11 protein-coding genes are annotated in these 12,790 nt (G+C 61.2%); 9 read left to right on the top strand and 2 right to left on the bottom strand.

Translation table 11 applies throughout. The features are described from left to right. Positions 1-95: 95 nt before the first annotated feature. On the bottom strand, positions 96-776 hold the full coding sequence (locus V8689_RS17755) for an Ais protein (protein WP_056787254.1): 681 nt from the start codon (positions 774-776) through the stop codon (positions 96-98). A gap of 275 nt (positions 777-1,051) precedes the next feature. On the opposite strand from V8689_RS17755, the gene V8689_RS17750 reads away from it, so the two are divergent. The 6 genes from V8689_RS17750 to V8689_RS17725 all read left to right on the top strand — a co-directional run bounded on the left by V8689_RS17750 (position 1,052) and on the right by V8689_RS17725 (position 8,329). Beyond that, positions 1,052-1,720 carry an ABC transporter ATP-binding protein gene (locus V8689_RS17750; protein ID WP_003192369.1) on the top strand — a complete coding sequence of 223 codons (669 nt, stop codon included), beginning with the start codon at positions 1,052-1,054 and terminating at the stop codon, positions 1,718-1,720. Position 1,721: 1 nt separating this feature from the next. Further along, on the top strand, positions 1,722-4,184 hold the full coding sequence (locus V8689_RS17745) for an ABC transporter permease (RefSeq protein WP_056787256.1): 2,463 nt from the start codon (positions 1,722-1,724) through the stop codon (positions 4,182-4,184). Continuing rightward, positions 4,174-5,238, top strand: a complete 1,065-nt coding sequence (locus V8689_RS17740) for a lipocalin-like domain-containing protein (RefSeq protein ID WP_056787259.1) — start codon at positions 4,174-4,176, stop codon at positions 5,236-5,238. The genes V8689_RS17745 and V8689_RS17740 overlap by 11 nt, the downstream gene beginning before the upstream one ends. Positions 5,239-5,377: 139 nt before the next feature. Next, positions 5,378-6,370, top strand: coding sequence for a hypothetical protein (locus V8689_RS17735; protein ID WP_056787261.1), 993 nt, complete (start codon positions 5,378-5,380; stop codon positions 6,368-6,370). A 2-nt stretch (positions 6,371-6,372) separates the two neighbouring features. After that, positions 6,373-6,729 carry a hypothetical protein gene (locus V8689_RS17730; protein WP_056787264.1) on the top strand — a complete coding sequence of 119 codons (357 nt, stop codon included), beginning with the start codon at positions 6,373-6,375 and terminating at the stop codon, positions 6,727-6,729. Between the two features lie 151 nt (positions 6,730-6,880). After that, on the top strand, positions 6,881-8,329 hold the full coding sequence (locus tag V8689_RS17725) for a hypothetical protein (RefSeq protein WP_056787267.1): 1,449 nt from the start codon (positions 6,881-6,883) through the stop codon (positions 8,327-8,329). A 5-nt stretch (positions 8,330-8,334) separates the two neighbouring features. Here the strand turns inward: V8689_RS17725 and V8689_RS17720 are convergent, their stop codons facing one another. Next, entirely contained in the window at positions 8,335-9,036 is a 702-nt protein-coding gene (locus tag V8689_RS17720) for a sterol desaturase family protein (protein ID WP_056787269.1), read from the bottom strand. 293 nt (positions 9,037-9,329) lie between these two features. Between V8689_RS17720 and V8689_RS17715 the strand changes: the two genes are divergently transcribed. From V8689_RS17715 to V8689_RS17705, 3 genes are all read left to right on the top strand, one after another. Continuing rightward, positions 9,330-10,253 (top strand): substrate-binding domain-containing protein, encoded by a 924-nt coding sequence (locus V8689_RS17715; RefSeq protein ID WP_032896420.1) that lies wholly within the window; start codon positions 9,330-9,332, stop codon positions 10,251-10,253. A 63-nt stretch (positions 10,254-10,316) separates the two neighbouring features. Further along, a complete protein-coding gene (locus V8689_RS17710) occupies positions 10,317-11,825 on the top strand; it encodes a sugar ABC transporter ATP-binding protein (protein ID WP_056787332.1) in 1,509 nt (502 codons plus the stop codon). Beyond that, entirely contained in the window at positions 11,791-12,783 is a 993-nt protein-coding gene (locus V8689_RS17705; protein ID WP_056787272.1) for an ABC transporter permease, read from the top strand. Before V8689_RS17710 ends, V8689_RS17705 begins: the two co-directional genes overlap by 35 nt. Positions 12,784-12,790: the final 7 nt, after the last annotated feature.

Raw genomic sequence — 12,790 nt, 5'->3', positions numbered from 1 at the left:
GTAGGAAAACATAACTTACAGGCGCGACTAAACATGCCATAACGGGGCTGTCGTTTTGCTGAACACGTTGTGGCTTAATATGTAAACAAGTGTAATTAAAGTTGTTTAAGTGCGGCGGTCCACTCTTCGATATTCATTGTGCCCATGGCCTTGAAGGTGCCGTTGGGCAGCACCTTGACGAACAGTGCGCTGCCGTACTCGGCGGCGGCTGCGTGGGGGAAGCCGAGGCTGGTCTGGAAGTCGCTCATGCAGGCGCTGTGGGTGATCAGCATCAGGTTGCGTCCCGGCTGTTTGTGGCCGAGGATTTCATCGCCCATGGCGTCGCCGCAGATGGCCAGCGGGCCGGGGGACAGCTCGGTCTTGCCGAACATGAACAGTGACGTCTGGGCGGTTCGCGTGGTGGGGCTGCTGAGCACGTCGGTCACCGCCATGCCCAATGAATCAAAGGCTTTGCCCAGTTCGACGGCGCGTTGAGTGCCGTTGATGGTCAGACCATCGGCGGGGCCGAAGCAGGGGTTGGCCGAGCGGTCGCAGCGCTCTTCATGGCGCACCAACACCACCAGTTCACCCTCGCGCCAGCTGGCGAGCACCCCGGAGGTCAGCAGGCGATTGCCCACGCCCAGGTCAAGGGGTGAGCTGGGCCACATTAAAAAGCCCGCCAACAACAAGGCGGTGACGCTGAGGCCAAGCAGGTGCAGGCGGTATTTTCTCAGGCGTTTTAACCTAGACCTTTTAGGTTGGCGGTTGGCCAGGATCATGTCTGCCACGCGGTTCACCCTCGGCACTGTTTATTGTGTTTATAAAACGGCTGCATGACGGGGCAGTTGCCCTTAGTGAGGCAGGAGACTGTCACAGCGCTGCTGTCTTTTTGCTGAACACGTGCATGTTAAGAGTGTCACTTGGGTTAACTAAGAAAGTTGTGGGTTACCACGAGTTGGCGGGCACTTTAAAGTGCGCTGGATGGGCAGGCGGTGAAATCCGTGTGAAAAATTTGCGTGGGCAGGAGCATCAGCCGTTATTCTCATTGCGGGTCCTTCAGATGAGCGTTCTTATGTTGCAGGTGCAAGGTGTTGTTAAAAACTACGCGACCCCGCAAGGCCCGCTGGCCGTCCTGGCCGGCGTCGACCTGCACCTGGGCGAGCGCAGCAGCCTGGCGCTGATGGGTGAATCGGGCAGCGGCAAAAGCACCTTGCTGCACCTGGTGGCCGGGCTGGATCGAGTGGACGGCGGCAGCATCCGCATCGGCGAGCAGCGCCTTGACCAGCTCAACGAGGGGCAACTGGCCCATTGGCGCCGTACGCAAATCGGCTTGGTTTTCCAACAGTTCAACCTGATCGGCAGCTTGCGCGTGGAAGACAACCTGGCGTTCCAGGCGCGGCTGGCGGGGCGTTTTGATCCGCACTGGCAAGCGCAATTGGTGGAGCGCCTGGGGCTGGGTGACTTGCTGCGGCGTTACCCCGAACAACTCTCCGGTGGCCAGCAGCAACGGGTTGCCGTCGGGCGGGCGCTGGCCTCGCGGCCGGGTTTGTTGTTGGCCGACGAGCCCACCGGCAACCTCGACGAAGCCACCAGCGATGAAGTGCTGCAACTGCTGTTGGACCTGTTGCGTGACAGCCCCACCAGCCTGCTGATGGTCACCCACAGCCCGCGCCTGGCCGCACGGCTTGACCGGCAAGTGATGCTGCACCGTGGCCGTGTCGTGCCGATGGACGCTCGCTGAGATGGCGCTGTTTTACTGGACGCTGCGCGCATTGCTGAGCCACTGGCGGCGCCATCCGGTGCAGTTTTTCAGCGTGCTCACCGGCCTGTGGCTGGCCACCGCGCTCCTCACCGGCGTGCAGGCCCTCAACAGCCAGGCGCGGGACAGCTACGCACGCGCCAGCCAATTGATCGGTGGCGAACCCCAAGCCAGCCTGGTTGCGCCGGACGCCGCCAGTTTCCCCCAAGCACTGTTTGCCGAGCTGCGCCGCGCCGGGTGGCCGGTCTCCCCGGTGGTGCAGGGCCGGGTGGTGCTCCAGGGGCATGATCAACAGCGCCTGCAACTGATGGGTATCGAGCCGGTGTCGTTGCCCGGCAGCGGCAGCGTGGCGGGGCAACGCTTGAGCCAGGCGCAGATGCTGGCGTTTTTCGAGCCGCCAGGGCGTACCTGGGTCGCTGCGCAAACGTTAGAGGCGCTGGGGTTGCAGGCGGGCGAGCAGCCGCTGACGTCCACCGGGCAACGCCTGCCACCGTTGCAGGTAGAGGCCGATATGGCGCCTGGCCTGCTGCTGACCGATATCAGTTTTGCCCAACCCCTGCTCAATATGCCTGGGCGCCTGTCGCGCTTACTGGTGGACAACACCTTCGCCGCGCGCCACCCCACGCCACCCGCCGCGTTGCAACTGAAGCAGGGCGAGGACAACAACCTGTCACGCCTCACCGAAAGCTTTCACCTGAACCTGGATGCGGTGGGGTTTTTATCCTTTGTGGTGGGGCTGTTTATCGTGCATGCGGCCATCGGTCTGGCCCTGGAGCAGCGCCGTGGCCTGCTGCGAACCTTGCGTGCCTGTGGGGTCAGCGCACGCATGCTGATCCTGAGCCTGGGCATTGAACTGGGGTGTTTGGCGCTGTTGAGCGGTGTGCTCGGTATCGCCAGCGGTTACTTGCTGGCCAGTCTGTTACTGCCGGATGTCGCCGCCAGTTTGCGCGGCCTGTACGGCGCCGAAGTCGCCGGCCAATTGAACTTGAGCCCCTGGTGGTGGCTGGCTGGTTTGGGCGTGAGCCTGCTGGGCGCACTGCTCGCCGGGGCCAGCAGCCTGTGGCGCGCGGCGCGTTTGCCGTTACTGGCGCTGGCCAACGCCCAGGCCTGGCATCAAGCCCATGGGCGCTGGTTGCGGCGCCAAGGGTGGGTGGCGTCCGCGGCCCTGGTGATCGCGGTGCTGGCACTGTGGCTGGGCGATAGCCTGGCCGCCGGGTTTGTGCTGATGGCGGCCTTATTGTTGGGCGCGGCGTTGGCGTTACCGGTGCTGCTCAACGGTTTTTTGAAAGCGGTGCTGGGGCGCAGTCGCTCGGTGCTGGGCCAGTGGTTCCTGGCCGATTGCCGCCAGCAACTGCCGGCCTTGAGCCTGGCGCTGATGGCGTTGCTGTTGGCCCTGGCGGCGAATATCGGCGCCGGCTCCATGACCTCGGGCTTTCGCCAGACCTTCACCCATTGGCTGGAGCAGCGCCTCACCGCCGAGCTGTACCTCAACCCGCAAAATCCGCAGCAGGCCGAACAACTCAAAGCATGGCTGACCCGCCAGCCCTTGGTGCAGGCCGTATTGCCCGCCTGGCAAGTATCGGTGCAACTGCAAGGCTGGCCCGCGGAGGTGTTCGGCGTGGTCGACAACCCCACTTATCGTCAACACTGGCCGCTGCTGGAGGCGGCGGACGCGCCTTGGGATCGCTTGCTGCAAGACGACAGCCTCATGCTCAGCGAACAACTGGCGCGACGCCTGAAGGTGCAACTGGGCGATACGGTTTCCATCCCCACCCCGCAGGGCACCTGGGCGCCGAAGATCGTCGGCATCTACGCCGACTACGGCAACCCCAAGGGCCATCTGCTGGTCAATGCCCAGCACTTGCTGGCGCATTGGCCGACGCTCTCACCGGCACGCTTCAACCTGCGGGTGGCCCCCGCCGACGTGCCGCCGCTGATCCGTGAAGTACAGCGTGAGTTCGCCCTAGAAGACAGCCGCATCGTCGATCAACAGCAACTCAAGGGCTGGTCCAGCCAGGTCTTCGAACGCACCTTCGCCGCCACCGCGGCGTTGAACAGCCTGACCCTTGGCGTCGCCGGCGTGGCGTTGTTCATCAGCCTGCTGACCCAGAGCCAAAGCCGCCTGGGCCAGCTCGCGCCGTTGTGGGCGCTGGGCGTGACGCGCCGACAATTGATGCTGCTCAACCTCGGCCAGACCTGGCTGCTGGCGGTACTCACGTTGATCCTGGCGTTGCCGCTGGGGCTGTTGCTGGCGTGGTGCCTGGATGCGGTGATCAACGTGCAGGCTTTCGGCTGGCGCCTGCCGCTGCAGGTATTCCCCGGCCAGCTTGCGCAATTGCTGGGGCTGGCGATGCTCGCCACCTTGCTCGCGTCGGCCTGGCCGTTATGGCAGCTGTACCGCAGCCGCCCGGCGGATTTGTTGAGGACGTTCGCCCATGAAGATTAAGGCACTGGCGTGCATCGCCTGGTTACTGTTGAGCGGGTGCGACCAGGCGCCCGCACCCGAGGATAGTTTCGCCGGGCTGGGCAGCGATGCGGCGGACTTTGCCCAGGTGGTGCCCGGCAAAGTCTTCAGCTTCCCCGAGGACCACGGGCCCCATGACGGCTTTCGTATCGAATGGTGGTACGTCACCGCCAACCTCAAGGACGCCCAGGGCAATGTCTTCGGCGTGCAATGGACGCTGTTTCGTAACGCGTTGAAGGCCGGCCCTGTTGAACCTGGCTGGCGCGACTCAACCGTGTGGCTCGGCCACGCCGCCGTCACCTCGGCCACCCACCACTACGCCGCCGAACGCCTGGCTCGGGGTGGCGTCGGCCAGGCTGGGGCTCAGGCAGAGCCGTTCAACGCCTGGATCGACGACTGGAACTTCGCCAGCCGCCCCGGCACCGCCAGCCCCCTGGCCGACATGCAACTCAAGGCCAGCGGCGCGCAATTTGCCTACGACCTGCGCCTCACCTCCAGCCGTCCATTGGTACTGCAAGGCGATGGCGGCTACAGCCGCAAATCCGACCAGGGCCAGGCGTCGTACTACTACAGCCAACCGTTTTTCACCGCCAGCGGCAGCGTCAGCCTCGACGGCCACACCTACCAGGTCAGCGGCCCAGCCTGGCTCGACCGCGAATGGAGCAGCCAGCCCCTGGCCGCCAGCCAGACCGGCTGGGACTGGTTCTCCCTGCACCTGGACTGCGGCGAGCAATTGATGCTGTTTCGCGTGCGGGAGAAAGACAGCGACGGTTACCTCACCGGCACCTGGATCGACGCCCAGGGCCACACCGAGACCTTGCACAACAGCGATATCCAACTCACACCGCTGACCACCACGGCCATCGACGGGCGCAACATTCCCACACGCTGGTCGCTGAAAATTCCCGGCAAACAGCTGGATATCACCACCGAGGCCGTCAACCCGAAGGCGTGGATGGACCTGGGTATTCCGTACTGGGAAGGGCCGGTGCGGTTTGAGGGTGGGGTGGGGTATTTGGAGATGACGGGGTATTAGGGGCGCTTCTGTAGGCGTTCATCTTTTGCTGTGTAGGCAACTTCCCAAACGTACTTTTTGACCCCCGCCTGCTTGTGTCCGGGCTGTAGGCGCTTGCTTATATTTCGATGCCATCTCTCTCGGTATCGGAATCCAGGACATGGCGTACGGCTACATCAATCAACAGGCTACACCCTACTCATTTTTGAAATCACAGCTATGGCACGCAGGCTTGTTGCAGGGCGCAGATCATTTTGATGTGCTGAATAAACACCTGCGCCAAGGAATGGTGAGGCCGGGTGAGTTGGTGATCGTTCCAGAAATGTCCAGTGCCTATTGCTCAATCGAAGAAGCCTGGTTGATGCGCCACGCTGAAGCGATTAGTCGCCAACTGGACCAGAACGTGCCGCTCGATAGAGCAGGAAACACAAATTACGATTTGGCGCAGAGCATTCTGGGGTATGGCTCGATAGGCATCGGCAGTGCGACGTCGGCTTGGAGCCGGCACCTGCAGGCGGTTGCACAGACTTTGAAGGAAATCGAGCAACTGCATCGCCAATTGAAGGACGGTGGTTTGGACAGAGAGTCGTTCATACGACAGCGTCAAAGAATGTTTGGCGTTTTGGATATGCAACTGCAAGGGGCTGCACGATTTGGCTCGGGGTTGCGTGGCAATCAACCGCTGAAGGGAGCGCTTGGGATCTCGACCAACAGCTATCTGCATCAAGGCGAAATTGTGGGGTATGTGCGGCGGGTTCAAACGATTACGCAGATGTCGAAATGGTTAAAGCAAGGAACATATCTGGGGTTGGCGTTGGATGTGGGCGTGGCGGGTTTGGAAATGAAGGAGGCGTGTGTGGTGGGAAGGGAGGCGCAATGCAACAGAGCGAAGTATGTGGAGACTGGGAGGTTGGTGGGGGGTGTGGCAGGGGCGGCTGGCGCAGGGGTAATAGGGGCTGAATTAACACGCCGGGCCTGCCACATTTTTCTAGGTGTCGCCACGAGAGGATCCGGTGCTCTGACCTGCGGAATAATTGGAGGGGCGACGGCAGGGTATATAGGCGGTAAGAAGGGCGGGGATGGCGGGGCGTTCCTCGGCGGAAAAATTGTAGAGCACAACGGTGATTTGATATTCCAGCCAGAGGGGGCTTAAGCGTGGATTTTTTTGTCGCCTATACCGCTGTGATGATCATCGGGACGTTTGTGGTTTTAGGACTGATACTTTTTGTCGAACGAACAAAACTCGAGGAGTTGGAAAGTTACTTCATTGAAAACGTGCAGGTGCGTAAATATCAGCAACGCTGGGGACGACACCAGCGGTTTGCCAGGTTTCATCGCATGTGTCTCGTGATTGATATCCTCCGCGCGCCAGAACGCTCCGTCAAAGACGGTTACATGACCGAGGCAGAGTTAGCCGTCATTCCGCCAGCGCTCAAGCGTTGGGCTGTATGGCCCTATCGGCTCGCGATGATTTGGGCGATCAGTTGGGGCTATTGGTGTACCTGGCTTTAGAGATGCTCTCGCTTCTTGAGCCTGAATTCCGAGGCTCACATTTTTTAAAAAATACTGTACATGAATACAGTATTATCCTACAGCCCATCCCAGGTGACCGGATGTCACCGGTTACCTGAGCTTCAATTTTTTAACTATGGATGGATAAAAAATGAAATCGAAAAAAGCCTTCATTCTGGGCGCGGCCATGGCGGCCTCTTGCTTCGTTTCGGCCTTTGCCCTGGCCGAGCAAGCCCCGGCAAAACTCAGCGCGCAGGCGGTCAAGCAGGCCGTGGACAAAGCATTGAAACCTGGCGGCACGCTGGAAAAGGCCAGCGTCTCGGGCGAGCTCAAGCAAAAGCTCAATGCTGCCAAGGCCGGGCAGTCCAACGTCGTCAAAAAAAGCAAGGCGGCCGCCGCTAATGTGGCGATTGACTCCCCGGTTGGCCAGCTGGAAAAACCTGACTCGGCGCACATGAAACAGGCCGCGGTTGCAGCCTTCACGCCGTTGTTTCCTACCCTGGATATCAACACTCTTTACACCCTCACCGGTGTGGAGACCGGCGCGCAAATCGCTTACCACTTCAACCTGCCGAAAAACGCGCGAATCCAGGTACAGCTGCTGAACCAGAGTGCCGGCACGGATATGTCGTTGACGCTGTTCCATGACGACGGCCAAGGCAACCTGACGCCGCTGGGCACCTCGGATAACCCCGGCAGTGCCGATGAATACCTCAACGGCGTGTTGCCGGCCGGTGACTACTACTGGTTCATGGTGGCCAATGCCGCGAGCAACTCGCAGTTCAGTTTTGGTGTGGCGGTGGACAGCAATGTGGATGCCTACGAGCCTAACGACACCGAGCAAACCGCGTTCGCGCTGCCGGATGCCTTGAACCAGGTGACCGGTAACCTCGACAGCGTCAATGACGTGGATTACTTCTCCTTCGTCTCGTTGCGTGGCCAAGGTGTGGGCATGTTCCTGGGCGATGACGGTGCGGGCACGCGTAACCAGTGGATCTTCGAGCGGTTCGATGGCACCCAGTGGGTGGAAGTCCCGCAGGGCTCCACCTCTACCTATCCCAACCTGACGCCGGGCTACACGGTCAAGGTGCGCGTGCGGGCCAACCCGGCGGTGGCATTGAACCCTCAGGCTCAATACAAGCTGACCCTCGGCTCGGCGCCACGCCTGAACCAGCACAATGTGAACGGCGATAACGTGGTGCGGATTCCCAGCTCGATCTTCCAACTGGCCACCCAGGCGGCCCGCAATCTGAGCTGGAGCACCCAGTGGTCAGACAGCACCGGCGAACCCCTGCGCGGCGTCACCCCTGTGCTGCGGGTCGACAAGCATTTTGGCGGCACTTACAACTGGGTCGACTATGAGGCCAAGACCGGCATCACCGGTGCAGCCTCGGGGAATGTCGCGCTGGGCACCTGCTCTGGCGACTACAAAGTGCGCTACCCGGACAGCGCCTCGGGCCAGACCTACAACTGGGAAACCTGGTTCAACGAGGGCGGCTGGCGCATCGAGCTCAGGGAGTTCCCAGGTGTGGGCGTGGGTGGCAATAACGTCCAATACGTCAGCCTCGGCCACATCTGCAGCCAGACCATCGTGCGCTGATTGATCTATGTGTGTGAAGCGGGGGGCAGTCCAGTTGGACTGCCCCTTTTTTTTTCCGTGGGTTCCCAATGCAAAGTGCCAAACAGATAGTCCATCAACGGCAGCACAATATTGAAATTACGCCCCTGCATCAGCTCACGACGGTGGTGCAAGGCGTGCAGGCGATGCATCTGGCGAATCCACGGCAGGCGTGCCACGGGGTGTTCTGCAGGCAGGTGTTCGCAGGCATGGAACACTTCGTAGAGCAGGTAACCGAGGATCATGCAGCCTGCAAACAACCCGGCAACGTTGGCGCTCAGTTGGCTGAGCAGCCACCAGGCGGGGAGGGTGATGGCCAGGCTGTGCAGCACGATCAGCCAGGCTGGAAACAGGATGACGCGCCAGTCCCGGGGGCTGTCGTAGGTCATGTGATCGGGGGTGAAGAAACTATGGTGATCGCCAGTGTGGCGTGCGTAGAACAGCCTGGAGAACGCATGTTTGTGATGGCCAAGGTGGCGGTGCACAAGGTAGATGCACAAGTTGAAGAACAGCAGGGTCAAGGGCACGGTCAGCCACTGCAGGGCGGTGATATCGGCGGTGGACGACCAGGCCAGCGTGATGCAGGCGATGCCGTAGCCAAGCACGAATGCGGCGTGCAGCCAGGGGTTGTAATGCGGGTTGACGCTTGCGCGATAACGGGCGCGGAAAGTCTCGGTGGGGTGGGGCATGGCCGGCTGCTCGCTGTGTTTTTATTTGAGGCTGAGCTTAGTTGGCGTAACGGAGGTGTGCGAGTTTTGACCGGCAACCTATACCCCTGTGGGAGCTGGCTTGCCTGCGATAGCGGTGTATCAGTGCCAGATATGGAGACTGACACTGCGCCATCGCAGGCAAGCCAGCTCCCACATTTTGACCACGACCGACCAGTGGAGGCTTGCACAGGTCCGATTTACTTGTTAGTTTCTGACAAAATGTTAACGATAACATTTGCTCTAAAAATAAAAACAAAACAGAGACCCACGCCATGAAAATGCTCCCAAAAACCCTGTGTTTACTGGCTGCCAGCATCACCCTGGGCAGCGCGAGCCCCGCGTTTGCCGACGCTGCCAAGCCCATCCGCATCGGCGCCTCGTTCCAGGAAATCAACAACCCCTATTTCGTCACCATGAAAAACGCCCTGGAAGAAGCCGGCGCGACCATCGGTGCCAAGCTGATCATCACCGACGCCCGCCACGACGTGTCCAAGCAGGTCAGTGATGTCGAAGACATGCTGCAAAAGGGCATCGACATCCTGCTGATCAACCCTACTGATTCGGTCGGCGTGCAATCGGCCGTCAAGTCGGCCCATGCTGCCGGCGTCGTAGTGGTGGCGGTGGATGCCCAGGCAGATGGCCCGTTGGATTCGTTCGTGGGCTCGAAGAACTTCGACGCCGGTTTCCAGGCCTGTGAGTACCTGGCTAAAACCATCGGTGACAAAGGCAATATCGCCATTCTCGACGGCATCGCTGTGGTGCCGATCCTCGAACGTGTGCGCGGCTGCAAAGAGGCGGTGGCCAAGCACCCGGACATCAAGATTGTCAGCATCCAGAACGGCAAGCAGGAGCGTGACCAGGCCCTGACCGTCACCGAAAACATGTTGCAGGCCCAGCCCACCCTCAAGGGCATCTTCAGCGTGAATGACAATGGCTCCCTCGGCGCACTCTCGGCCATCGAAGCCAGCGGCATGGACGTGAAGCTGGTCAGCGTCGACGGGGCGCCGGAAGCGATCAAGGCGATCCAGAAACCCGGCAGCCATTTCATCGCCACCTCGGCCCAATATCCCCGCGACCAGATCCGCCTTGCCTTGGGCATTGCCCTGGCCAAGAAGTGGGGCGCCCAGGTACCGGCCAGCGTGCCGGTGGACATCACCTTGATCGATCAGGCCAAGGCCAAGGACTTCAGCTGGTAAATCCCCCAGGCCTCACGCAATGCGTGGGGCCCAGGTCTTCCTTCTGAGTGCGAGGTCGGCGGTATGAGCAGTCTTCTGAAGCTGGAAAATATCTGTAAGCGTTACCCGGGGGTACAGGCCCTCAAGGCCATCAACCTGCATGTGGAGCGCGGCGAAATCCATGCGTTGCTCGGGGAAAATGGCGCGGGCAAATCCACCCTGATGAAGATTCTGGGCGGTGTCGAGCATCAGGACGAAGGGCAGATTCTTATCGACGGGCAGGCTCGAAAGTTTGCGACCTATCGGGATGCGATTGCCGCCGGCATTGGCATTGTGTTCCAGGAATTCAGCCTGATTCCCTACCTCACGGCGGTAGAAAATATCTTCCTCGGCCATGAGCTGAGCAACCGCTTCGGCCTGTTGCGCAAGCGCGAAATGGCCGAGGCCGCGCAGGCGTTGTTCGAGCGCCTCGGGGTGAGCATTGACCTGCACTGCGCGGTCAAGCACCTGAGTGTGGCCGAGCAGCAGTTTGTCGAAATCGCCAAGGCCCTGGCCCTGGATGCACGCCTGCTGGTGCTCGATGAGCCGACCGCGACGCTGACGCCCAGTGAGGCCGAGTTGCTGTTCGAGATCATGCGCGAACTCAAGCGCCAGGGCGTGGCGGTGATTTTTATCTCCCACCATCTGGAAGAGATTTTCCAGGTCTGCGACCGCATCAGCGTGCTGCGCGACGGCAGCAATGCAGGCGTTACCGAAGTGGCCGACAGCGATATCGATCACCTGGTCGAGATGATGGTCGGCCGCCGCCTGGAGTGCAGTTTTCCACCCAAGCCCAGCAGCGAACGCGGCCCGTTGCTGCTGGAGGTCAAGGACATCCAATTGGTGCGCAACGGCCCTCACAACCGGTTCGACTTGCACAAGGGCGAGATCCTGGGCTTTGCCGGCCTGGTGGGTTCGGGCCGCACCGAGCTGGCCCTGGGCATGATGGGCGCGCTGCCCACGGTGAGCAAAGACGTGTGGCTGCGCGGGGAAAAAGTCAGCCTCGACGACCCGGCCCAAGCCCTGGCCCACGGCATCGGCCTGCTGCCGGAGAGCCGCAAGAGCGAAGGGCTGATCACCGCCTTCAGCATTCGCGAAAATATCTCCCTGAACAATTTGCCCAAATATCAGCACGCCTCCGGCCTGATCGACAAGGCCAAGGAATGCGCCAGTGTCGACGCGCTGATGCGCCAGCTGTCGATCAAGGCGCCCAGTGGCGAAAGCCTTGTGGTGAACCTCAGCGGCGGCAACCAGCAAAAAGTCGTGATCGCCCGCTGGATCAACCATCACTGCGACGTGCTGGTGTTCGACGAACCCACCCGCGGCATCGACGTGGGTGCCAAGGCGCAGATCTACGCGTTGATGCGCAGCCTTACCGAACAGGGCTACGCGATCATCATGATTTCCTCCGAGCTGCCCGAAGTCATCGGCATGTGCGACCGCGTCGCCGTGTTCCACAAGGGCGCGATCGTCAAGGTACTGGAAGCGTCCGCCGTCAATCCTCAAGAGGTCATGCGCCATGCAACAGGGGGCTCAAGTGAATACGTCCATTAACACCGCCGGCACCGGCCGGTTGCGCCTGAACCTGGCGCGGCTGCTGCGCTCGCCCGCGTTTTATCCCTTTGTCGGGCTGGTGGTGGTGACCCTGGTGATGATCCTCGCCAGCGACACCTTCCTCACCGCCAGCAACCTCTCCAACATCGCTCGCCAGGTGTCGATCAACGCAATCATCGCGGTGGGCATGACCTGCGTGATTCTTACCGGCGGCATCGACTTGTCGGTGGGGCCGGTGATGGCGTTGTCCGGCACCTTGACCGCCGGGCTGATGGTCGCCGGGTTGCCGCCGGGCTTGGCGATTGGCGTCGGGCTGCTGGTGGGCGTGGCCTTCGGCATCGGCAACGGGCTGTTCGTGGCGTACCTGCACATGCCGCCGATCATCGTCACCCTGGCGACCATGGGCATCGCCCGTGGGTTCGGGCTGATGTACACCGACGGCTACCCGATTTCCGGCTTGCCAGAGTGGTTCGCGTTCTTCGGTCGCGCCAGTGTGTTTGGCCTGCAGGTGCCGATCCTGATCATGCTGATCACTTACCTGGCGGCCTATGTGCTGCTGCAGCACACCCGGATCGGCCGCTACATCTATGCCATCGGCGGCAATGAAGAAGCGGTGCGCTTGTCCGGGGTGCGTGCGGCGCGCTTCAAGCTGCTGGTGTATGGCATCAGCGGCTTCACCGCCGCGATTGCCGGGCTGGTGCTTACCTCGCGCCTGATGAGCGGCCAGCCGAATGCCGGCGTGTCGTTCGAGCTGGATGCGATTGCCGCCGTGGTACTGGGTGGCGCGTCGATTGCCGGCGGGCGCGGGGTGATCGTCGGCACCTTGCTCGGCGCCATGCTGCTGGGCGTCTTGAACAACGGTTTGAACATGCTTGGCGTGTCGCCTTACGTGCAGAGCGTGATCAAGGGCGGGATCATTTTGCTGGCGATTTTTATCAGCCGTCAGCGCCATCGTTAATACCTCA

Origin of the sequence: Pseudomonas sp. AK181 (assembly GCF_051122975.1) — a bacterium.
Classification (GTDB): domain Bacteria; phylum Pseudomonadota; class Gammaproteobacteria; order Pseudomonadales; family Pseudomonadaceae; genus Aquipseudomonas; species Aquipseudomonas lactis.
This window is presented reverse-complemented; position numbering and strand designations above follow the sequence as displayed.

What these genes read in the sequence shown, in the direction of transcription:
- V8689_RS17750 (WP_003192369.1), top strand. Translation starts at nt 1,052, where the DNA reads ATGTTGCAGGTGCAAGGTGTTGTTAAAAACTACGCGACCCCGCAAGGC.
- V8689_RS17745 (WP_056787256.1), top strand. Translation starts at nt 1,722, where the DNA reads ATGGCGCTGTTTTACTGGACGCTGCGCGCATTGCTGAGCCACTGGCGG.
- V8689_RS17740 (WP_056787259.1), top strand. Translation starts at nt 4,174, where the DNA reads ATGAAGATTAAGGCACTGGCGTGCATCGCCTGGTTACTGTTGAGCGGG.
- V8689_RS17735 (WP_056787261.1), top strand. Translation starts at nt 5,378, where the DNA reads ATGGCGTACGGCTACATCAATCAACAGGCTACACCCTACTCATTTTTG.
- V8689_RS17725 (WP_056787267.1), top strand. Translation starts at nt 6,881, where the DNA reads ATGAAATCGAAAAAAGCCTTCATTCTGGGCGCGGCCATGGCGGCCTCT.
- V8689_RS17720 (WP_056787269.1), bottom strand. Translation starts at nt 9,036, where the DNA reads ATGCCCCACCCCACCGAGACTTTCCGCGCCCGTTATCGCGCAAGCGTC.
- V8689_RS17715 (WP_032896420.1), top strand. Translation starts at nt 9,330, where the DNA reads ATGAAAATGCTCCCAAAAACCCTGTGTTTACTGGCTGCCAGCATCACC.
- V8689_RS17710 (WP_056787332.1), top strand. Translation starts at nt 10,317, where the DNA reads ATGAGCAGTCTTCTGAAGCTGGAAAATATCTGTAAGCGTTACCCGGGG.
- V8689_RS17705 (WP_056787272.1), top strand. Translation starts at nt 11,791, where the DNA reads ATGCAACAGGGGGCTCAAGTGAATACGTCCATTAACACCGCCGGCACC.